15 protein-coding genes are annotated in these 20,392 nt (G+C 72.1%); 6 read left to right on the forward strand and 9 right to left on the reverse strand.

The window, feature by feature from the left end; all coding sequences use genetic code 11:
- Window positions 1–68 precede the first annotated feature (68 nt).
- The 4 genes from AB0B86_RS09855 (at window position 69) to AB0B86_RS09870 (ending at window position 5,976) form a co-directional block, all read left to right on the forward strand.
- Window positions 69–1,400: a ribonuclease D gene (locus tag AB0B86_RS09855; RefSeq protein ID WP_357408109.1), complete on the forward strand. Its 1,332-nt coding sequence runs from the start codon at window positions 69–71 to the stop codon at window positions 1,398–1,400.
- A 328-nt stretch (window positions 1,401–1,728) separates the two neighbouring features.
- Complete coding sequence (locus AB0B86_RS09860; protein WP_357408111.1) at window positions 1,729–2,922, forward strand: thiolase family protein; 1,194 nt, start codon at window positions 1,729–1,731, stop codon at window positions 2,920–2,922.
- Window positions 2,919–4,979: a 3-hydroxyacyl-CoA dehydrogenase NAD-binding domain-containing protein gene (locus tag AB0B86_RS09865; protein WP_357408113.1), complete on the forward strand. Its 2,061-nt coding sequence runs from the start codon at window positions 2,919–2,921 to the stop codon at window positions 4,977–4,979. The genes AB0B86_RS09860 and AB0B86_RS09865 overlap by 4 nt, the downstream gene beginning before the upstream one ends.
- Window positions 4,980–5,148: 169 nt before the next feature.
- A complete protein-coding gene (locus tag AB0B86_RS09870; protein ID WP_357408115.1) occupies window positions 5,149–5,976 on the forward strand; it encodes a hypothetical protein in 828 nt (275 codons plus the stop codon).
- 72 nt (window positions 5,977–6,048) lie between these two features.
- Here the strand turns inward: AB0B86_RS09870 and AB0B86_RS09875 are convergent, their stop codons facing one another.
- The 7 genes from AB0B86_RS09875 to AB0B86_RS09905 form a co-directional block, all read right to left on the reverse strand.
- Entirely contained in the window at window positions 6,049–6,552 is a 504-nt protein-coding gene (locus tag AB0B86_RS09875) for a levansucrase (RefSeq protein ID WP_357408117.1), read from the reverse strand.
- A gap of 108 nt (window positions 6,553–6,660) precedes the next feature.
- On the reverse strand, window positions 6,661–7,080 hold the full coding sequence (locus AB0B86_RS09880; protein ID WP_357408119.1) for a VOC family protein: 420 nt from the start codon (window positions 7,078–7,080) through the stop codon (window positions 6,661–6,663).
- Window positions 7,077–7,484: a VOC family protein gene (locus AB0B86_RS09885; protein WP_357408121.1), complete on the reverse strand. Its 408-nt coding sequence runs from the start codon at window positions 7,482–7,484 to the stop codon at window positions 7,077–7,079. The genes AB0B86_RS09880 and AB0B86_RS09885 overlap by 4 nt, the downstream gene beginning before the upstream one ends.
- A 164-nt stretch (window positions 7,485–7,648) precedes the next feature.
- Window positions 7,649–8,824: a HAMP domain-containing sensor histidine kinase gene (locus AB0B86_RS09890; protein WP_357408123.1), complete on the reverse strand. Its 1,176-nt coding sequence runs from the start codon at window positions 8,822–8,824 to the stop codon at window positions 7,649–7,651.
- Between the two features lie 173 nt (window positions 8,825–8,997).
- On the reverse strand, window positions 8,998–9,666 hold the full coding sequence (locus AB0B86_RS09895; protein ID WP_282306997.1) for a response regulator transcription factor: 669 nt from the start codon (window positions 9,664–9,666) through the stop codon (window positions 8,998–9,000).
- Between the two features lie 69 nt (window positions 9,667–9,735).
- Complete coding sequence (locus AB0B86_RS09900) at window positions 9,736–11,025, reverse strand: PQQ-binding-like beta-propeller repeat protein (protein ID WP_357408126.1); 1,290 nt, start codon at window positions 11,023–11,025, stop codon at window positions 9,736–9,738.
- Window positions 11,022–12,305 carry a PQQ-binding-like beta-propeller repeat protein gene (locus tag AB0B86_RS09905; RefSeq protein WP_357408128.1) on the reverse strand — a complete coding sequence of 428 codons (1,284 nt, stop codon included), beginning with the start codon at window positions 12,303–12,305 and terminating at the stop codon, window positions 11,022–11,024. Before AB0B86_RS09905 ends, AB0B86_RS09900 begins: the two co-directional genes overlap by 4 nt.
- Window positions 12,306–12,426: 121 nt before the next feature.
- Here AB0B86_RS09905 and AB0B86_RS09910 point away from each other — a divergent pair, with 121 nt between their 5' ends.
- The gene (locus AB0B86_RS09910) at window positions 12,427–14,322 is read left to right on the forward strand and encodes a hypothetical protein (RefSeq protein ID WP_357417241.1); all 1,896 of its coding nucleotides are present in this window, start codon (window positions 12,427–12,429) and stop codon (window positions 14,320–14,322) included.
- 105 nt (window positions 14,323–14,427) lie between these two features.
- Here the strand turns inward: AB0B86_RS09910 and AB0B86_RS09915 are convergent, their stop codons facing one another.
- On the reverse strand, window positions 14,428–16,551 hold the full coding sequence (locus AB0B86_RS09915; RefSeq protein WP_357408130.1) for a hypothetical protein: 2,124 nt from the start codon (window positions 16,549–16,551) through the stop codon (window positions 14,428–14,430).
- Between the two features lie 195 nt (window positions 16,552–16,746).
- Between AB0B86_RS09915 and AB0B86_RS09920 the strand changes: the two genes are divergently transcribed.
- On the forward strand, window positions 16,747–17,901 hold the full coding sequence (locus tag AB0B86_RS09920) for a hypothetical protein (protein WP_357417243.1): 1,155 nt from the start codon (window positions 16,747–16,749) through the stop codon (window positions 17,899–17,901).
- Window positions 17,902–18,111: 210 nt separating this feature from the next.
- Here the strand turns inward: AB0B86_RS09920 and dxs are convergent, their stop codons facing one another.
- Window positions 18,112–20,058: a 1-deoxy-D-xylulose-5-phosphate synthase gene (gene dxs, locus AB0B86_RS09925; RefSeq protein WP_357408132.1), complete on the reverse strand. Its 1,947-nt coding sequence runs from the start codon at window positions 20,056–20,058 to the stop codon at window positions 18,112–18,114.
- Between the last annotated feature and the right edge of the window lie 334 nt (window positions 20,059–20,392).

A 20,392-nucleotide genomic window follows, 5' to 3' on the forward strand; every position in this document is an offset into this window, starting at 1 on the left:
GGACACCTGACCGTCACACGCCGGACCGGCTGCACCCGCCGGTTCACCGCGCGCACTAGGGTTGGCAGGTGACCGACGAACCACCCCAGCGCCGTCGGCCCGCCGAAGCACTCCCGGGAACCGCACCCCAGCAACCGCCGTCGGCCCAGCCGCAGCCGGCGGACGACGGGGTCGACCCGACCGACGGTGGGCCCGTTCCGCTTACCGCCCCGCGTGACGGCACCCCCGATCCGGTGGCCGCCCCGGCCGAGCTTGCCGAGGTCGTGGCCCGCTTCGCGGCGGGCAGCGGCCCCGTCGCCCTGGACGCCGAGCGCGCCTCCGGCTACCGCTACAGCCAGCGCGCCTATCTGGTGCAGCTACGCCGGGCCGGCGCGGGTACGGCGCTCATCGACCCGCTGCCACTGCCGGACCTCAGCGCGCTTGACGCGGCGATCGGGGACGCCGAGTGGGTGCTCCATGCGGCCAGCCAGGATCTGCCCTGCCTGGCCGAGGTGGGGCTGCGCCCGCGCCGGCTGTTCGACACGGAGCTGGCGGCCCGGCTGGCGGGCTTCGAGCGGGTCGGGCTGGCCGCGCTCACCGAGCAGTTGCTGGGGTTCACCCTGGAGAAGCACCACTCGGCCGCCGACTGGTCGAGCCGACCGCTGCCCGAGTCGTGGCTGACGTACGCGGCCCTCGACGTGGAGCTGCTCACCGACCTGCGCGACGCGCTCGACGCCGAGCTGACCCGACAGGGCAAGTCGGCCTGGGCCGCGGAGGAGTTCGCCGCGCTGGTTCGCACCGGGGCGCGCCCGCCGCGGGTCCGGGCGGAGCCCTGGCGGCGTACCTCCGGCATCCACCGGCTGCGCGGAGCGCGGGCCCAGGCCCGGGTCCGCTCGATGTGGTACGCCCGGGACCAGATCGCTTCCCGGCGGGACGCCGCGCCCGGCCGGGTGTTGCCCGACTCGGCGATCATCGCGGCTGCCGAGTTGGACCCGAAGGACGAGAAGACCCTGCTGACCCTGCCCGGTTTCGGTGGTCGGTCGGTTCGTCGGTTGGCCCGCACCTGGCTCGCCGCCCTCGACGACGCCCGGCAACTGCCGGACGACTCGCTCCCGGTCGCCCCGGCGGTGGAGGGCCCGCCCCCGCCGCACCGTTGGGCCGAACGCGACCCGGTGGCGGCCGGTCGACTGGCCCGCTGCCGGGAGGTGGTGATCCGCATCGCCGGTGCGCACAACCTCCCGCCGGAAAACCTGATCACCCCGGATTCGATCCGTCGGCTGGCCTGGACCCCGCCGGAGGTGCTCACCGAGGAGACGGTCGCGGAAACCCTGCGTGGCCTCAACGCCCGCGAATGGCAGATCGGCCTCCTAACCCCCGACCTCACCGAAGCCCTGACCCCTCCACCCCCCACCCTCCCCTAACCCCACCACCGACCCACCCCCCACCGACCCGCCCCCGCCGGTTGATCATGAAGTTGTTGCCACCCGCATCGGCGTGTCGCGACAACAACTTCATGATCAACGGAGGGCGAGGGCGGGCGCGCGACGCACGCGGGGGCGGGGTGGGAGCGCGCGGTGGGAGGGCGCGGGTGGGATGGGGTGTGGGGTGGGCCACAGCGGGGGGTTGGGACGGGCTTGGTTACTGGCGAGTAGCATTCGATGGAACGTGCCCGTGCCGGCCGACAGCTGTTCGGCCCGGAGCGCCGCCCGGCGGCGCGGAAGCCGAATGATGGTCGAGAAGGAGGCCCAAGTGCCCCGTGAAGTTCGGGATGTCGTCTTCGTCGACGGCGTCCGTACCCCGTTCGGCAAGGCGGGTGGCATGTACGCCAACACCCGCGCCGACGACCTGGTGATCCGCTGTATCCGTGAGCTGCTGCGGCGCAACCCGCAGCTGCCCCCGGAGCGGGTCGAGGAGGTCGCCATCGCGGCCACCACCCAGATCGGCGACCAGGGCCTCACCATCGGCCGCACCGCCGCCCTGTTGGCCGGCCTGCCCAAGACCGTCCCGGGCTTCGCCATCGACCGGATGTGTGCCGGTGCGATGACCGCCGTGACCACCGTGGCCAGCGGCATCGCCATGGGCGCGTACGACGTCGCCATCGCCGGCGGCGTCGAGCACATGGGACACCACCCGATGGGCGAGGGCGTCGACCCCAACCCGCGCATCATCGCGGAGAAGCTCGTCGACCCGTCCGCGCTGGTGATGGGCGCCACCGCGGAGAACCTGCACGACCTGGTCCCGCACATCACCAAGGCGCGCACCGACGCGTTCGCGCTCGCCTCGCAGCAGAAGACCGCCAAGGCGTACGCCAACGGCAAACTCCAGGACGACCTGGTGCCGATGTCGATCCGCGACGAGGAGGGTGGCTGGGGCCTGGCCACCGTGGACGAGGCCCCGCGGGACACCTCGCTGGAGAAGCTCGCCACCCTGAAGACCCCGTTCCGCCCGCACGGCAAGGTCACCGCGGGTAACGCGGCGGGCCTGAACGACGGTGCCACAGCGAGCCTGCTCGCCGACGAGGCCACCGCCCGCGAGCTGGGCCTGCCGGTAGCCATGCGGCTGGTGTCGTTCGGTTTCGTCGGGGTGGAGCCGGAGGTGATGGGCGTCGGCCCGATCCCGTCCACGGAGAAGGCACTGCGTCTCGCCGGCCTGACCATCGACGACATCGGCCTGTTCGAGCTGAACGAGGCGTTCGCCGTGCAGGTGCTCGCCTTCCTCGACCACTTCGGCATCGCCGACGACGACCCCCGGGTCAACCCGTGGGGCGGTGCGATCGCCATCGGCCATCCCCTCGCGTCGTCGGGTGTACGGCTGATGACGCAGCTCGCCCGCCAGTTCGCCGAGCACCCCGAGGTCCGCTACGGCGTGACCGCGATGTGCATCGGCATCGGCATGGGCGGCACCGTGATCTGGGAGAACCCGCACTGGGAGGGCGACAAGTGAAGGCACCGAACGAGGTCGTCACCAGGGCGCTGCTGCGTCAGGTGAACGTACCGGGGCTGGACCGCCCGGCCGCCCTGATCACGCTCGACAACGGCTTCGACCACACCAAGCCCAACACCTTCGGCCCGGGTGGGTTGGTCAGCCTGGACGAGGCGATCACCGCCGCGCTCGCCGCCGACCCGGCGTTCGTCGCGGTCACCGGCAAGCCGTACATCTTCTCGGTGGGCGCGGACATCCTGGGCCTGCCGCAGCTCGCCGACCGCGCGCAGGCGCTGGAGATCGGCCGGCTCGGTCACCGGGTCTTCGCCCGGCTCAAGGACAGCACGGTCCCCACCTTCGCGTTCGTCAACGGCGCGGCGATGGGCGGTGGCCTGGAGTTGGCGCTGCACTGCCACTACCGGACGCTCTCCGGTGGGGCGAGCGCCCTCGCGCTGCCCGAGGTCTCCCTCGGTCTGGTGCCCGGCTGGGGTGGCACCCAACTGCTGCCGAACCTGATCGGCATCCCTGCCGCGACCCAGGTGATCATCCAGAACCCGCTGATGCAGAACAAGATGCTCAAGCCGAAGCAGGCCGCTGAGCTGGGCATCGCGGACGTACTGCTGGAGCCGGCCGACTTCCTGGAACGGTCCCTGGAGTGGGCAGCCGACGTGGTGCGCGGTCGGGTGACGGTGACCCGTCCCGAGGTCGACAAGGACATGTGGGCGGGCGTGCTCTACTTCGCCCGGGAGACGCTGAACCAGCGCCTGCACGGTGCGGTCCCGGCCGCGAACAAGGCCCTCGACCTGCTGGAGATGGCGAAGGACGGCGACTTCGCCGCCGGCACCGCCGCCGAGGACGAGGCCCTCGCGGACCTGATCTTCTCCGCGGAGCTGCGTAGCGGCCTGTACGCCTTCGACCTGGTGCAGCGGCGGGCCAAGCGGCCGGCCGGCGCACCGGACAAGGGGCTGGCCCGACCGATCACCAAGGTCGGCATCGTCGGCGCGGGCCTGATGGCCAGTCAGTTGGCGCTGCTGTTCGCCCGCCGCCTGCAGGTGCCGGTCGTGATGAGCGACCTGGACCAGTCCCGGGTGGACAAGGGCATCGGCTACGTGCACACCCAGATCGAGAAGGCCGTCACCAAGGGCCGGATGGACAAGGGCACCGCCGCCAAGCTGTACGGCCTGGTCAGCGGCACCGTCGACAAGAGCGCCTTCGCCGACGCCGACTTCGTCATCGAGGCGGTCTTCGAGGACCTGGGCGTCAAGAAGCAGGTCTGGGCCGAGTTGGAGAAGATCGTCTCCCCGGAGGCGGTGCTCGCCACCAACACCAGCTCGCTGTCGATCACCGAGATGGCCGCCGAGCTGGAGCACCCGGAGCGGGTTGTCGGCTTCCACTTCTTCAACCCGGTCGCCGTGCTGCCGCTGTTGGAGATCGTCCGCGGTGAGCGCACCGACGACGCCACGCTGGCCACCGCGTTCGCTGTCGGCAAGCAGCTCAAGAAGTCGAGCGTGCTGGTCAAGGACGCCCCGGCGTTCGTGGTGAACCGGCTGCTCACCCGCTTCCTGGGCACCGTCTTCGCGGCCGTCGACGCCGGCACCCCGCTGGACGTGGCGAACAGCGCACTGGACCCGCTGGGCCTGCCGATGCGCCCGCTGGCACTGCTGCAGCTGGTCGGGCCGGCCGTGGCGTACCACGTGGGTGGGACCCTGCACGCGGCGTACCCGGACCGGTTCGGTGTCAGCGAGAACCTCAAGCGGATCGCCGACTCCGGGCAGCCGATCGTGGTCGACGACCAGGTGAACGACGAGGTGGCCAAGCTGCTCGTCGTCGGTGACCAGCCGTTGACCGCCGAGCAGGTACGCCAGAACGCGCTCGACGCGCTCGCGCAGGAGATCCGGCTGATGCTGGACGAGGGCGTGGTCGCCGAGGCGCAGGACATCGACCTGTGCATGATCCTGGGTGCCGGCTGGCCGTTCCACCTGGGTGGTGTGACGCCCTACCTGGACCGCACCGGCACCTCCGAGCGGGTCACCGGTAAGCGGTTCCTGCCGACCGGGGTGGCGAGCCTGCCGGCCTGAGAAGCACGCAGCCCACCGTCGCGGTGGTCGGACCGTCCCGCGTGGATGGCCGACCACCGCGACCGTTTGTGATCACTCGGCCGTCCGGGGCGTTCCCCGCGAGGGACATCACCGGTCGCCGCACCGGGTTAGGATCACGCGCTTTGCACCCCTGACTTGGAGCTAACTGATGTCACAGCCGCCGGCCACCCCGTACGGCCCGCCGCACGACTCCCCCAACCCGCCGCAGCAGCCAGGCCAGCCGCAGTACCCGGGCCAGCCGCAGTACCCGGGCCAGTCGCAGTATCCGGGCCAGCCGCAGCCGCAGTACCCGGGGCAGCCGCAGCAGCCCGGTGGGTGGCCGCCGCCGCAGCAGCAGGGGTTCCCGCCCGCGCAGCCGGGTCAGCCGTACCTGCCCGCCGGTCCGCCTCCGGCGAAGAAGTCGAACGTCGGCAAGATCGTGCTGATCGTGTTGGCAGTGGTGCTGGTGCTCTGCCTCGGCGGCGCGGCGGTCGCCTGGTTCGCTCTCAAGGGGCCGGTGAGCGAGGCCGTGGACGCCACCAAGACCCGGGTTGTCGCGCCGGCGACCCTGGCCGGTCGGCCGAAGGTCACCGACCCGCAGTTGCAGGCGGCCGCCGATGATCTGGTCAACAACATGAAGGCGGAGGTGCAGGGCGAGACGAGCACTGTCGGCGCCTTCTACGGCGACCCGATCAAGCAGGACCTCGTCATGATCGCCGCCGCGTCCGGTCTGATGACGGACCCCAAGAAGGAGTTGGACACCGCTGTCGCCGGGCTCTCCACCGAGCTGAACGTGACGAACATGGCGGTGGTCGAGGCCGGCCCGCTCGGCGGCGACGCGAAGTGCGGCGACGGCAAGGCCGCCGGGAACATCCAGCTGGGCGTGTGCGTCTGGGCCGACCGCGGCAGCGTGGGCATGGTGGTGGTCTACTTCAAGACCGCCAAGCAGGTGGAGGCCGAGTTCGTCACCATCCGGGGCCAGGTCGAGCAGCGCTGACGAGCCGTCGGACGGCCGGGGCCCCGGCCACCCCAGGGTGGCCGGGGCCCCACGCCGTCCGACCCGGACCGCTCAGGCGACCGGGAAGTACGCGTTCAGCTTGCTGCGCAGGTGGGCCGCGTAGATGAAGCCGAGCACCGGGTTGCCGCGGTAGGCGCTGGCCGTGCCGCTGCCGACCTCCACCGCCACCGGTCGGGCCACCGCTGCAAACTTCACCTGCTGACCCCCCTGTGCCCACGCCGCGGCCGCCGGCTCGACCTGGGTGCCGACCAGGGCGGGAAACACCGCCACGCCGTTCTGGAAGCCACGCAGCTGCCCCTTGCGGGCCAGGACGTAGTCCATCGCCGTGGCGGTGAACCGCTGCAGGGCGTCCGCCGTGACAAGCGTCGCCGGCGCGGCCACCGTGAACAGGTGCAGCTTGGTCGCCATCCACCGCATCCGGAAATCGCCCCGGTGGCCGATCAGCACCGGTACGCCGCCCCAGTCCTCGGTCCGCACCTCACAACCGTCGGCGCGAAGCCGCTCGCCGGTCGCGGTGAGGTACGCCCGTACCGGCTCGGTCCCCGTCGTGTCCATCTGCCCACACATCCTTCGTCTGGCTGCCGTGGCCGCTCATCTAACACCACGGCAGCCGGTCGCGCCGCCCCTGTTGATCATCAGTGGCGGCGGACAGCGCAGCAGCCCCTAGACCGGCTCGGCCGCATCCGCCGCCGGGACGCCCGCCGGTGCCGCGGCCCGCTCGGCAGCGCTGCGCAACACGCAGAACTCGTTGCCCTCCGGGTCGGCGAGCACCACCCAGCCGCTGCCGTCCGGCCGGGTCTGGTCGGACACGAGCGTCGCGCCGATGCCGAGCAGCCGCTCGACCTCCTCGGCCCGGGACCGGTCGGCCGGTTGCAGGTCCAGGTGCAGCCGGTTCTTCACCGCCTTGCCCTCGGGCACGGCGAGGAACAGCACCTCCGGCCCGCCCGGAGGCAGCAGCATCGCCTCCGGGTCGCCGGGAAAGTCGTCCGGCTGCCGCGGGCAGTCGAAAACCTGGGACCAGAAACCGGCGAGGGCGTACGTGTCGTGACAGTCGAAGCTGATGTTGTGGATCGTCGAACTCACAGTTGGTCCTCCACAGTGGTGGTGACGACACGCTCCCCGGCGCCGCGTACGACGCAGAACTCGTTGCCCTCCGGGTCGGCGAGCACCGCCCAACCTGTGCCGTCGGCGCGGCGTCGGTCGGCGACCATGGTGGCACCGAGGCCGAGCACCCGCTCGATCTCCTCGTCCCGGGTCCGGTCGACGGGTTCCAGGCAGATGTGCAGCCGGTTCTTTGTCACCTTGTCCTCCGGCACCGCCTGGAAGAACAGGTTGGGCGTGGCCTCGTCCGGCGGCAGCAGGGCCGCCTCCGGATCACCGGGGGCATCCTCGCCGTGCCGGGCGTACCCGAGCACTGCCGACCAGAAGCCGGCCAGGGCGTACGTGTCGTGACAATCGAAGCTGATGCTGCGGATCCGTGGATACACGGGTGTTCCCCTCCGAATGGGATGGGACGCCCCCGCCTCGGGGAGTCAGCCGGCGCAGACCCGGGGCGCGGAGTCGTGGTTGGTGGACATCGACGCACCCCCTCTCGCTCTCGAGCTGACCCGGGTGATCTTTCCAGCGGCCGAGCGCTGCGCGCAACCCCGTTTCAGCCGCCGGCGGACGCGGAACCGGTCAGCGCGGGCGCGTCCGCCGTCGGCAGGGTGACGGTCACCTCCAGGCCGCCGCCGGGCTGGGCCACCACCCGGACGGTGCCGCCGTGCGCCTGGCAGACCGCCCGGACGATGGACAACCCCAGACCGGAACCACGGGCCCCGGTGCGTTCCCGGCCACCGCGTCGGAACGGCTCGAACAGCCCCGGCACGTCGGCCTGGTCCACCTCGAACCCGGTGTTGCCCACGACCAGCCAGGACCGCTCACCGTCGGTACCGGTACGCACCCAGAGCCGGCCGTGCAGGTGGTTGTAGCGAACCGCGTTCTCGATGAGGTTTCCGGCCAACCGGTCCAGCAGCCCCGGGTCACCGACGACAGGCGCGGACTCCAACGACGTCTGCACCCGCAGGCCGATCCGTTCCACCTCGCGGCGCATCGCCGACAACGCGTTGGCGGTGCCCGCCGAGAGGTCACACTCGGTACGCCGGCCCAGTTGTCGCCCGGCCTGCGCCTCGCTGCGCGCCAACACCAGCAGCGCGTCTACCAGGCCGTTGGCCCGCTCGGACGCGTCGCGGACCACTGTCGCCATCCGGCGGTACTCGGCCGCGTCCGCGTCGTCGTCGCTGAGCGTCACGTCGATTTCGGTCCGCATCACGGCAAGTGGGGTACGCAGCTCGTGCGAGGCGTTCGCCACGAAACGCTTCTGCGCCTCGAACGCGGACGCGATCCGGTCGAGCATGGCGTCGAACGTCTTCGCCAGCTCGGCCACCTCGTCGTCGGCGCCCGAGTAGCCGATGCGCTGGTCCAGGGTGGCCTCGCCGAGGCGCTGCGCGGTCGCCGTGACCTGGTGCAGTGGGCGCAGCGCCCGGCCCGCCACCGCGTACGCGCCGGCCACCCCGACCACGCTTATCGCCAACAGCGCGACCAGGCCCTTGGCCAGCAGCTCCCCCGAGGCGGAGTCAACAAGTCGCTGCTGCCACTCGGCGGCGTCCATCCGCCCGCCGTCGGAGAGCAGCACAGTCGTGCCGGGCAGCAACTCGTCGGTGGGGCGCAGCGCGTCACGGACCAGCAGCCAGGCGAGCACCACCAGGATCGCCCCCGCGCCGACAAGGAGCACCCCGTTGAGCAGGGTCAACCGCAACCGCAGGGTGGGCCGTACCCGGCGGCTCACAGTGCTCCCTCCGTTCGCGACCGCGGGGCTCGCAAACCCGGCTCGCTCCTCGCGCTCACAGCGCACCCCCGGTTCGCGACTGCGGGGCTCGCAAACCCGGCTCACTCCTCGCGCTCACAGCGCACCCCCGGTTCGCGACTGCGGGGTTCGCAAACCCGGCTCACTCCTCGCGCTCACAGCCCCACCTCGGCCGTGCGGTAGCCCGCGCCCACCACTGTCTCGATCAGCGGTGGGTCACCGAGCTTCTTGCGCAGCGTCATCACGGTGACGCGGACGATCGTGGTGAACGGGTCGGTGTTCGCGTCCCAGACCCGTTCCAGCAGCTCCTCACTGGAGACCACCGCGCCGCGCGCCTTGAGCAGCTCGCTGAGCACCCCGAACTCCTTGTTCGTCAGGTCGACGGGCAACCCGGCGCGGGTGGCCACCCGGCGGGCCGGGTCGAGCACCAGGTCGGCCAGTTCGAGCACCGGCGGCGCGGCCGGGGTGGCCCGGCGGCCCAGCGCCTGCACCCGGGCGACCAACTCGTCGAAGGCGAACGGTTTGGGCAGATAGTCGTCCGCGCCGAGCTGCAACCCCTCCACCCGGTCGGCCACCGTGCCGCTCGCGGTGAGCATCAGCACCCGGGTCAGCGCGCCGGAGGCGGCCAGGTCCGCGCAGATCTGGTCACCGTGCACGCCGGGCAGGTCACGGTCCAGCACCACCACGTCGTACCTGGTGACGAACGCCGCCTCGTGGCCGGCGTCGCCGTCGTACGCCACGTCGACCGCCATCCCCCGCTTGCGCAACCCGCGCGCGATCGCGTCGGCGAGGTTGCGCTCGTCCTCCACCACCAGTACCCGCATCCCGGCCTCCTCGCTGCTGACCACCGCCAACCTAGTGCCGGTTGGCAACCATCGTCTCTCGCCCGGTGATCAGTCGTGTAACTGCCAGCTCCGGTACGAGCCGTCAGGCTGCCCGCACACCAGGTGGTCGGAGATCGGCTGGCAGTGGCCGGTGGCCTCGGGCAGCACGTCGACGATGCGCGTCCTGCCGGCGCGGACGTCCAGCTCCCCGACGAGCATCCCGCCGCCCGGACGCGGGCGTACCCCGAGCAGCCGGCCGTTCGTGTCGATCTGGAACAACTCCCACCGGCCCAGGTCGACACGTTCCCGGCCGGTCCGCACGTCGACGACGAAGTACCTCCCCAGCCCTTCGCTGCTGGCCGGGATGGCCAGCAACTGGCCGTCGTACAGCCAGGCCCAGGTCCACCGGTCGCTGCGCCAGCGCACCTCGCCGGTCGCGGTGTCGACAGCCCACAAGCCGGCGGAGCGGGTCCGCAGACACACGACGGGTCCGCAGTCCTGCACCAGATCGATCTCGTCGACCGGGGTGCTCCAGCGCCGGTCCAGCCGGTCCAGCCCGTACGCGGTGATCGCGTTCGGTTGCCCACCGACGGTCAGCAGCAGGTCACCCGCCACCTGCACGTACCCCAGAGGCGCCCCGTCGGGTGGGCGCAGGTCGGCGCGGACCAGCACCGCGCCGGTGCGCGCGTCACGTACCTCGACCGGCCCCTTCACGTCGCTGAGCACCACCCGGTCCACCCGCTCGGCGGCGGACTGCGCGGTGACACCGGCGGTGGGGGTGGTCAGCTGCCACCGCACCGTGCCGCAGCAGGGGTCCACCGCGCGCAGGCTGAGTGGCTGGTCCTCGCCGCCGGACTGGAGCAGCAGGTTGCCGTCGGCCAGCTCGACGGAGCTGCCCGGCTGCTGCCAGCGGTACGCCCCGGTCGCGCGGTCCAGCGCCACGGTGATGGTGTCCCGCCCGTCCGCGCCGATCTCGTAACCGGTGGCCAGCAGCATCCCGGACCGTGGCCGGAGCCCCCAGTAGCGGGGCTGTCCGGGCAGCGGTGCGTCCCAGAGCGGATCGCCGTCGGACACCCGGAAGGCGGCCAGCCGCCACTGCGGCGTCTGGACGGTGACCGGATTGATCACCAGGGCCAGGTCGTCGTCGATGAGCACGTCGGCGCCCTCCTGGGCGGGCACCGTCACCACGGCCCGCCCGGCCGGCGGCGGCGCGGCGGAGACGAGCGTGGCCAGCACCAGCAGCAGGACCAGCGCGCAGCGCAACGGCCGACCGTTGGCGCGGGGTGGGCGAGGCGCCCGCGGCGGCTCCAGCGCCGGTCCGTGCCGCAGCTCGCCGAGGTCGATCACCGAGCCGGTCACCGGGGCAGCCGGATCAGCCGGTACGACCCGTCCACCACCTGGCAGAGCAGGAGGCCGGTGACCGCCTGGCAGTTCCCGGTGACGCCCGGAAACACGTCAAGCACGCGCGTCCTGCCGGCACGTACGTCCAACTCCGCGACCATCATCCCGCCGTCCGGCAGCGGACGCAGGCCGACGAGCGGTCCGTCGTGGCCGACCTGGGCCAGTTCCCACCGGCCCAGGTCGGCCAGTTCCCGCCCGGTCAGCGGATCGACGACGAAGAGCCGCTGCGGAGGGACGCTGACGGTGCCCGCCTCGGTGGCCACCACCCGCCCGTCGTACGGGAAGAGGCCCGCCCAGCGGTCACTACGCCACCGCACCTGGCCGGTCGCGGTGTCGATCCCCCACAGCCCGGCGCCATGTCGCTGTGGACACAGGACGGGACCGCAGTCATTGATGAAGTCGATCCGATCGGTGGGGGTGCTCCAGCGCCGGTCCAGCCGGTCCAGCCCATAGGCGGTGATGGTGGCCGGTGCGCCGTTGCTGGTCAGCAGCAGATCCTTCACCACCTCGACGGACAGGAACGACTCGCCCCGGGGTGGGGGCAGGTCGGCGCGGGCCAACTCCGTGCCGGTGATCGCATCATGCACCTCGGTGAAACCGGTACTGCGGTGCAGCACCACCCGGTCCACGCCGTGGGCGCGGTGCCGCAGGCTCACGTACTCGGCGGTGTCGGTCAGCTGCCAGCGCACGGTGCCGCAGCACGGATCGACAGCGCGCAGGGTGACCGGCTCGTCGTCCGCGCCGGACTGCAGCAACACGTTGCCGTCGGCAAGCGTCTCGGGGTGCCCCGGTCCCTGCCAGCGGTACGCCCCGGTTTCCCCGTCGAACGCCACGGACAGGACGCCCCGCTCGGGCGACAGCACCTCGTAGACAGTGACCAGCAGCGTGTCGCCCACCGACGTGATCGTCCAGTTGCGGCCCTGCACCGGCACCTCGGTCTGCCAGAGCAACAGACCGTCGGGCAGCCGGTAGGCGCTGATCCGCCGCCGCGTCGGCTGCCCCGGGTCCGGGTCGAGGACCACGAACAGGTCGGCGGTGAGCAGCGTCTCGGCGGCGAGCTGCGCGGGCAACGTCAGCGCGGCCGGCCGAGACGGCGGCACGGCGGCGGAGCCGAGGGTGGCCAGCACGAGCAGCAGAACCAGCGCGCAGCGCACCGGTCGACAGTGCGCGCGGGGTGGGCGGGGCAGCGGCGCCAGGGCCGGTCCGCGCCGCAGCTCACCGAGGTCGATGATCGACAACTACCGTCCTTCCGTTACCGCGTCAGGCTGGCCGGCGAGGTGATGTCCGGCAAACCGACCGTGAGCGCCCCGGCCCGGCAAAAGCGACGGACCCCCGCCTGTACGATGGCGCGTCGTGGCTGTGCCGGTGGTAGACCCTTCGCTGAATCCCGTTACCGACGCCGACCCGGCCGAGGCCGAGCCGACCCGGCGGCCTCGACGCCGCCCGGCCCGAGCCGACCTGCTGGCCCTCGGAGCCTATGTGCTACTGGGCGTCTTCGTCTGCCTCAACTACTGGGGTGACGTCACCGGCCGGGTCTCCTCGCACCTGCCCACCGACCACAGCTGGTTCGAGTGGTTGTTCGCGCACGGCGCGTACTCGGTGCGGCACCTGGAGAACCCGCTCTTCACGGCCCGGCAGAACGCCCCGGACGGGGTGAACATGATCGCCAACACCTCGCTGCTCGGGGTGACCCTGCCGCTGGCCCCGCTGACCATGCTGCTCGGCCCCCAGGTGATGTACGCGCTCTACCTGGGTGCGGCACTGGCGGCCACCGCCGGCACCGGCTACTGGATGCTCTCCCGCCATCTGGTGCGCTCGCGCGCGGCGGCCTTCGTCGGCGGCGCGTTCCTCGGCTTCGCGCCGGGGATCATCCACCACGCCAACGGCCAGCCCAACTTCGTGTCCAACTTCCTGCTGCCACTGATCGTGGTACGGGTGCTGCGCCTCGGCGAGCCGGGCCGGTGGCGGCGCAACGGGCTGGTGCTCGGTGCGCTGGTGACGTACCAGATCTTCATAAACGAGGAGATGCTGCTGCTCACCGCGTTGGCCTGCCTGGTCGTGGTGCTGGCGTACGCCGTGCAGCGACCGCGGGCCGCCTGGGCCGCCGCCGGCACGTTCGCGGCCGGGCTCGGTGTCGCCGGCGGGCTGACCCTGGTGCTGGCCGCGTACCCGATCTGGTTCCAGTTCAACGGCCCGCAGTCCTACCGGGGCCTGCAGGGTGGCGTCTTCCACAACTGGGGCGAGGACCTGATGGCCTTCGTCACCTTCGCCCGGGACACCTGGGCCGGTGACCCGGCGGTGGAGAAGACCATCGGGCTGACCGAGCAGAACACCTGGTTCGGTTGGCCGCTGGTGTTGCTCTCGCTGGTGTCTCTGGTGCTGCTCGTGCGCCGGTCGCTGGCCACCCGGATCGTCGCGGTGCTGATCGTGGTGTTCACCGTGGCCGCGATCGGGCCGATGGTGCGCTTCAACGGCGTCGAGACCGACGTGCGCGGCCCGTGGTCGTACGTGCCTGACGACCTGCCGCTTGTCGAGATGATGATGCCGACCCGGCTGACCCTTGTGGTCGCCGCCGCGGTGGGCGTACTGCTGGCGTTGACCTGGGACGCCGCGCACCGCCAGGGGCGCGCGGTGACCGACCCGGTGCGGGTGCCGGCCCAGCGCGTCGGCGAGCCGACCCCGGCGACGTCCGACGACCCGGGCGTGGCCGCGCCGGTCCCGGTGCGCCGTCGGTGGCTGCGCCCGGTGGGGTACGCGGCGGTCACCCTCGCCGTGCTGCCGCTGCTGCCCCGGCCGCTGCCGGCCCAGCAGATCGACCCGCCGCCGCACTTCATCACCGCTGGCGGCTGGCGACCGTACGTGCCGGCGGGCCGGACCCTGGTGCCGGTGCCGATCCCGAGCAACGTGCACGGCCTGCCGACGCTGCGCTGGAGTGCGATGACCGGGCAGGAGTTCCCGGTGCCCGGCGGTTACTTCATCGGCCCGAACGAGCTGGGCGAGGGGGTCTTCGGGGCCCCGAACCGGCCCACCAGCACCCTCATCTACGCCACCATGGACAAGGACGAGGTCCCGGCGCTCACCGACGAGAACCGCCGCCAGGCCGTCGAGGACCTGCGGTTCTGGCGCGCGTCGGTGGTGGTGCTCGGTGCGCATCCGCGCGAGGCGGTGCTGCGCGAGCTGGTCACCGGTCTGATCGGGCCGCCGCAGCGGGTCGACGACGTCTGGGTCTGGGACGTCCGCGCGCTGGTAGGTTGATCAGTCGACCTGGTCCCGGACACTCCAGGCCACGGAGCCGGGCCGGCCGGGGCGTGCCTGCCGTCGCCCGGGGCGACGTGGTCTCCGACGTCGTCCCGGTGGACATCAGACCGAACGGCCGGTGAGCGCCCGCACGTCCCAGACCCAGACGTCCAGTTCCTGACGCCCCGGACCGACAAGCTCCTCGACCGTCCGGCGCAGCGGCTCGGCGTTGTGCTGTCGCAACGGCAGCACCAGGATCGCCGCCCGCCAGTGCCGCAGCTCGTCGGTGAAGCGGCGACGCTGCCGGTCGTCGAGCTTCGGCGTACGGCCGGTCGTCGCCACCTCCTCAAGCATCTGACCCACCCCGCTGGGTCGGCCGCCGAACCGGCCGGCGTCACCGGTGTTGCCGTTGCGGGGGGCGAGAAAGTAACCGCCGGGAATCTTGAAGTCGAGGTTGGTGGCCGCCGCCCAGCGCATGCCGTGCGTGTTGCCCATGCTGGGCACCGGGATCGGCACCAGCGTCTGGTCGGGACCGACGTAGGCCCGCCAGCGGTCGGCGGTGATGAAGTCCGGCACCGGCGGCCGGGAGACCATCCGCAGCGGCATCGGGGCGATCGGCAGCAGGGCGAACGCCAGGCCCGCCGCGGTGAGCGTCCGCACGGTACGCCGGTCGGCCGGCCGCAGCCCCCAGGCCCGTTCGACGGCGAGCGCGAGCAGCAGACCGACCACCACGCTGGTGATCAGACCGAACCGGGTCGGCACCACCGCGTCCAGCAGCGGCAGGTGGACAAGCACCTGCCATGGCCCGGTGACCAACTCCCGGTCCCACCAGGAGACCCGCTCGCCGAGCGAGAGCACGGCGAAGAGCAGGCCGGTCGCCGCGAGCGCCCGGACGATCAGCTCCCGGCGCAGCCAGACCACGATGCCGATGGCGATCAGCGACAGGCTCCAGCCGAAGAAGGCGTTCTCCTCGGAGTAGTTCGGCGCGAGATTGATGTTGGCTCGCTGGTTGCCGCCGAGGGTGGGTGAGCCCGGGGCGAAGAAGGCGGCGATGTCGTTGCCATAGTCCTTCACCGCGTCGCTGAGCCCGTGGTAGGCCATCGGCCCGGCGAACTGCACATACAGCGGGTACGCCAGCAGCGCCCCGGCCAGCAGCGCGCAGGTCGCCACACCGGCGCCCAGGGGCCGCCACGCGGCCCGCCAGCGGGCCGGCTCCTGTACCAGCACCGCCAGCAGGAAGACGCCGCACGCCAACGCCGTGAAGAGCAGGATCTCCTCGTTTATGAACGCCTGGACGGCGACCAGCAGGGCGAGCAGCGCGCCGTCGCGGACCGGCCGGGTCGAGCGGGTCAGCACCAGCACCCGCCAGACGATGAACGGCAGCAGGAACTGGCTGATGATGTTCGGGTGCCAACTGGCGTGCGAGAGCATCGCTGGTGAGAAGCCGCAGAACCAGCCACCGGCCGCCGCCGCGAGCGGGGTGCGTACCAGGTGGCGGGAGAGCATGAGGTACCACGCCATGGCGGTGCCGGCGAGACCGAGCGTGACAAGCACCACGAAGGAGACCGCCGGCCCGAACAGCAGCGTCACCGGGACCATCGGGATACCCAGCGCCAACACGGCAGTGTTGGCCATCAGGTTGACGCCGTCGGGGTAGTTGAACTGCTCGGTGTAGAACGGGTACTCACCGTGCAGCACCACGCGTACCGAGTGGGCGAGGAAGAACTGCACCTGCGCCGGGTCACCGGTGTAGAGCGACGCCACCCGGCCGGACGGGTCGAGCCAGATCCGGCTTGTCACCCAGAGCGCGGCGAGCAGGAAAAGCCCGCCCACCGCCAGGTGCTGCCGTCGCCGCGTCCACCCACGCCACCAAGCCCGCGCCGGTACGGCCGCCGCGCTCTCCACGATCTCGGCCGGAGCCGGCGCGACGGTCTCGGCAGGAGCCGGCGCGGCGGTCTCAGCCGGAGCCGGCGCGGCGGTCTCAGCCGGAGCCGGCGCGACCGTCTCAGCCGGAGCCGACGCGGCTGTCTCGGTGGGGACCGGCGCGATCGTCTCGGCCAGCGCGGCGGGGGCGGTGAGGGTGGGGGCGGTCGGATGCGGGGCCTCGGCCGACGCGGTGCGGGTGCTGGTCAGCGCGACGGGGCCGGCGAAGAGGCCGACCGGAGTGCGATAGCTCACCATCTCGTCGGAGCCGGCTGCCGACTCCGGGTGCGGCGCGGGCAGGGCGCGGGACTCGGCAGGCGTCACAGTCGGCGGAGTCTACCGGAGCAACCAAAACGCACTAAAGCCCCGGTGACGTCCACTGTGGTCGGTCGGACGACCACCACCCGAGGTCTGGCATCGGACATCTCGATACTATGGCGCTTTCCGGCAGCGACGGTGAGCAGATCGGGGGCGGGCCAGGTGACTGCAGGCCGTCGGTACGGCAGGGCGCTCGCCGTCGTGCTGAGTGCGCTGCTGGTCACCACGGCGTGTGGTCCGGTCGCCGAGCGACAGCCGCAGGACCTGCGGGTCGGGTACGACAGCCTGGACGGCACGCTGGCGGTGTGGCCGCCGCGTGGCGATCTGGCGGCGGACGCCACGGCGACGGCGGCGATCACCGACACGGTTCGTGACTGGCGGTCACCGGACGACGACCGCGCACACCTGCCCACGTCCGGCATCCTCTTCTCCGGTCGGGTCGACGGCGCCGCGACGGCGATCGTGGCCGTCGACGTACCCGGCGAGAGCGCCTCCTGGCTGCTGCAACTCACCCGCGACGGCGATCGGTACGCGGTGACCCGCGCCAGCGAGTACACCGACCCGGGCTACCTGGTCTACTCCGACGTGCTGCCGGTGCAGACCGCTGGCGGCCGGCGTTACCTGATCTCCGCCCGGGTGCAGACCCTGGTCGGGCCACAGGATCGGACGCTCACCGTCGCGGACGGCCTCAGCGCCCCGGTCGACGTGCCGGCCTGCACGGCCGTGGCGGTGACCGCGACCCTGCGTACCACCGAGTCGTTGCCCCGCGGGCGGGCCGCCGACCGGCTGCTCGACCTGGGCACCGGCACCGTGGATCCGCGGTACCCGCTGGTCCGCGACGAGTCCGGCACGGGACGGCGGGCGCTTGCCGGCCTGGACACCTGTGTGCTGGCCGGCGACCGGGGTCCGTTCGGCAGCATTCCACGCCGGATCGGTGACCGGGACGCGCCGCGCTCGGTGCCGACGTCCTGGCCGATGGCGAAACTCACCGTCCGCTCGCTCGGCGAGGTCGCCCTCGGCGGTGGTGCGGCGGCGGAGTTGCAGCAGCTCAGCTGGGATACCGACGCCGGCGCGATGACCGCTGTGGTCTACCGGCCGGCCGACGGTGGCGCACCCGTCGTCTCGCCCGCGGACCGGGCCACCCCGTTGCAGGCGTACCAACTTCCCGTGCCCGGCCAGCCGCTCGTGGTGCTCAGTTGGCGGGCCACCCGGGACAGTTCCCTGTCTGTGCCACCCGGCACTCCGCTGCTTGTCGAGCGCCCCGGCCTGGCGGTCGTCCCCAGCCCGTCGCGCTCCCAGACCTACAGCCTCGCAAACTCCGACAAAACCCACTACCGCTCAGTAAAACCCCACTAACCCACCGCACCGCACCGCACCCCACCCCACCCCACCCCACCCCACCCAAACGAGTCGATCATGGAGTTGTGGTGCCCCACGAAAGGGGCTATTCAGTAAAAATCAACCACCACAAGTCCATGATCGACGGGCTCGGCACGCTCCGCCGCCCACGGGAACGGCGACGGCGGGCGTCCCCGGGAGGGGGCGCCCGCCGTCTTTTCGTTCTCGTCAGTTTTGCGCAGCCGCGTCGCTGGGGGTCAGGCGGTCCGGGGTGGCATCCAGGCCGGAGATCCAGCCGGTGACGTCGCGGGCCACGTCCTGGGCGGTCAGGCGCAGGTCGGCGAGGATCTGCGCGCGGGTGCCGTGCGGGTGCCAGTCGGCCGGTACGCCGAGGTCCTTGAGCGGCACCCGGACGTCGGCGTCGCGCATCGCCTGGGCGAGCGCGTCGCCCACCCCGCCGACCCGGACGCCGTCCTCGACGCTGACCACCAGGCGGTGGCGGGCGGCCAGGTCGACAAGCTCCGCCGGAACCGGGCGCACCCAACGGGGGTCGACCACTGTGACCCCGTAGCCCTGCTCGGCGACCCGGGCGGCGACCTCCATGCCCAGCTGACCGAAGGAGCCAACGGCGACCAGCAGCACGTCGGTACGCGCCGACTCGGCCAGCACGTCGACCGGCCCGACCCGGCGCAGCGCCGGCAGGTCCGCGGCGACCGTGCCGGTGGGGAAGCGCACCACCGTCGGGCCATCGTCGACGGCCAGCGCCTCGCGCAGCTCCTCGCGCAGCGTGGCGGCGTCGCGGGGCGCGGCGATCCGCAGGCCGGGCACCACGCCGAAGACCGACATGTCCCAGATGCCGTAGTGGCTGGGGCCGTCCGGGCCGGTGATGCCCGCCCGGTCCAGCACGAAGGTCACCGGCAGCTTGTGCATCGCCACGTCCAGCAGGACCTGGTCGAAGGCGCGGTTGAGGAAGGTGGCGTAGACCGCTACCACCGGGTGCAGGCCGCCGAGGGCCAACCCGGCCGCCGAGGTGGCCGCGTGCTGCTCGGCGATGCCCACGTCGTACACCCGCTCGGGGTACTTGCGGGCCAGCTTGGCGATGCCGGTCGGCTCGGCCATGGCGGCGGTGATGCCCACCACGTCCGGCCGCTCGTCGGCGATGGCCAGCAGTTCGTCGGAGAAGACGTGCGTCCACTTCACCGCCGGGGCGGCCAGCAGTGCGCCGGTCTCCACGTCGAAGGCGCCGCCGGGGCCGTGCAGGCAGTCGGCCTCGTCCTCCTCGGCGGGGCGGTAGCCGTAGCCCTTGCGGGTGACCGCGTGCACGATCACCGGGCCGCCGAAGTTCTTCGCCGCGCGCAGCGCCGACTCGACCGCCGCCACGTCGTGCCCGTCCACCGGGCCGACGTACTTGATGCCGAGGTCCTCGAACATGGCCTGCGGGGCGACGGCGTCCTTGATGCCCTTCTTGACCGCGTGCAGCACCTCGTACATCGGCTTGCCGACCAGCGGGGTGGAGCCGAGGGCGTCCTTGACCGTGTCCAGGACCTTCTCGTAGCCCGGGTTGAGCCGCAGCGAGGAGAGGTGGTCGGCCAGCCCGCCGATGGTGGGCGAGTAGGAGCGGCCGTTGTCGTTGACCACGATGACCAGGGAGTTGCCGGCGGTGGCGATGTTGTTGAGCGCCTCCCAGCACATGCCGCCGGTCAGCGCGCCGTCGCCGACAACTGCCACGACGCTGCGCGCCTCGCCCCGCAGGGCGTACGCCTTGGCGAGGCCATCGGCGTAGGAGAGCGCGGTGGAGGCGTGCGAGTTCTCGATGAGGTCGTGCTCGCTCTCCGCCTGGCTGGGGTAGCCGGAGAGGCCACCGCGCTGGCGGAGCTTGTCGAAGCCGGCCTGACGCCCGGTGATGATCTTGTGTACGTACGCCTGGTGACCGGTGTCGAACAGGAGCCGGTCGCGCGGGGAGTCGAAGACGCGATGCATGGCCAGCGTCAGCTCGACCACACCGAGGTTGGGCCCGACGTGCCCGCCGGTGCGGGAGACCTTGGTGATCAGGAAGTCCCGGATCTCGGCGGCGAGGACGTCCAGTTCCTCACCGGACATCCGCTTGACGTCCTGCGGACCGCGGACCGTCCCCAGCAACCGGCCGTGGTTGGCCGTGTCCTCTTCAACACTCATGACCGGAGAGTCTATCGGCCCTGTCGTACTCCGCAGCCCGGCCCGAGCCCTGCGCATCCGCGGCCGCCCCCTGAGCGCCTGGTCAGGGCCCGGTCGCTCCGGCCCACGCGCGAAGGCGTACGCCTTCCTGGCCTGCGCGGGCACGCCCAGCTCGGCGGTGCCGCGCAGCCGCCACCGGCGGGGGTGCCACCGCGTCCCGACGGCGCTCACCCCGAGCCTGGCGCGAGCAGGCGGACAGCCCTAGACGAGTAAGTCCTAAGTCAGGGCGGGGCTGCGGACGCAGCGAAGGGTGTTGATGATCCGTTTGTGACGACAGACATCAACACCCTTCTCA

This window comes from Micromonospora sp. NPDC049047 (assembly GCF_040649135.1).
Taxonomy (GTDB): Bacteria; Actinomycetota; Actinomycetes; order Mycobacteriales; family Micromonosporaceae; genus Micromonospora.

Excerpts from the sequence above, each read along its gene's own strand:
- AB0B86_RS09870 (WP_357408115.1), top strand. The coding sequence starts at position 5,149 with ATGTCACAGCCGCCGGCCACCCCGTACGGCCCGCCGCACGACTCCCCC.
- AB0B86_RS09875 (WP_357408117.1), bottom strand. The coding sequence starts at position 6,552 with ATGGACACGACGGGGACCGAGCCGGTACGGGCGTACCTCACCGCGACC.
- AB0B86_RS09895 (WP_282306997.1), bottom strand. The coding sequence starts at position 9,666 with ATGCGGGTACTGGTGGTGGAGGACGAGCGCAACCTCGCCGACGCGATC.
- dxs (WP_357408132.1), bottom strand. The coding sequence starts at position 20,058 with ATGAGTGTTGAAGAGGACACGGCCAACCACGGCCGGTTGCTGGGGACG.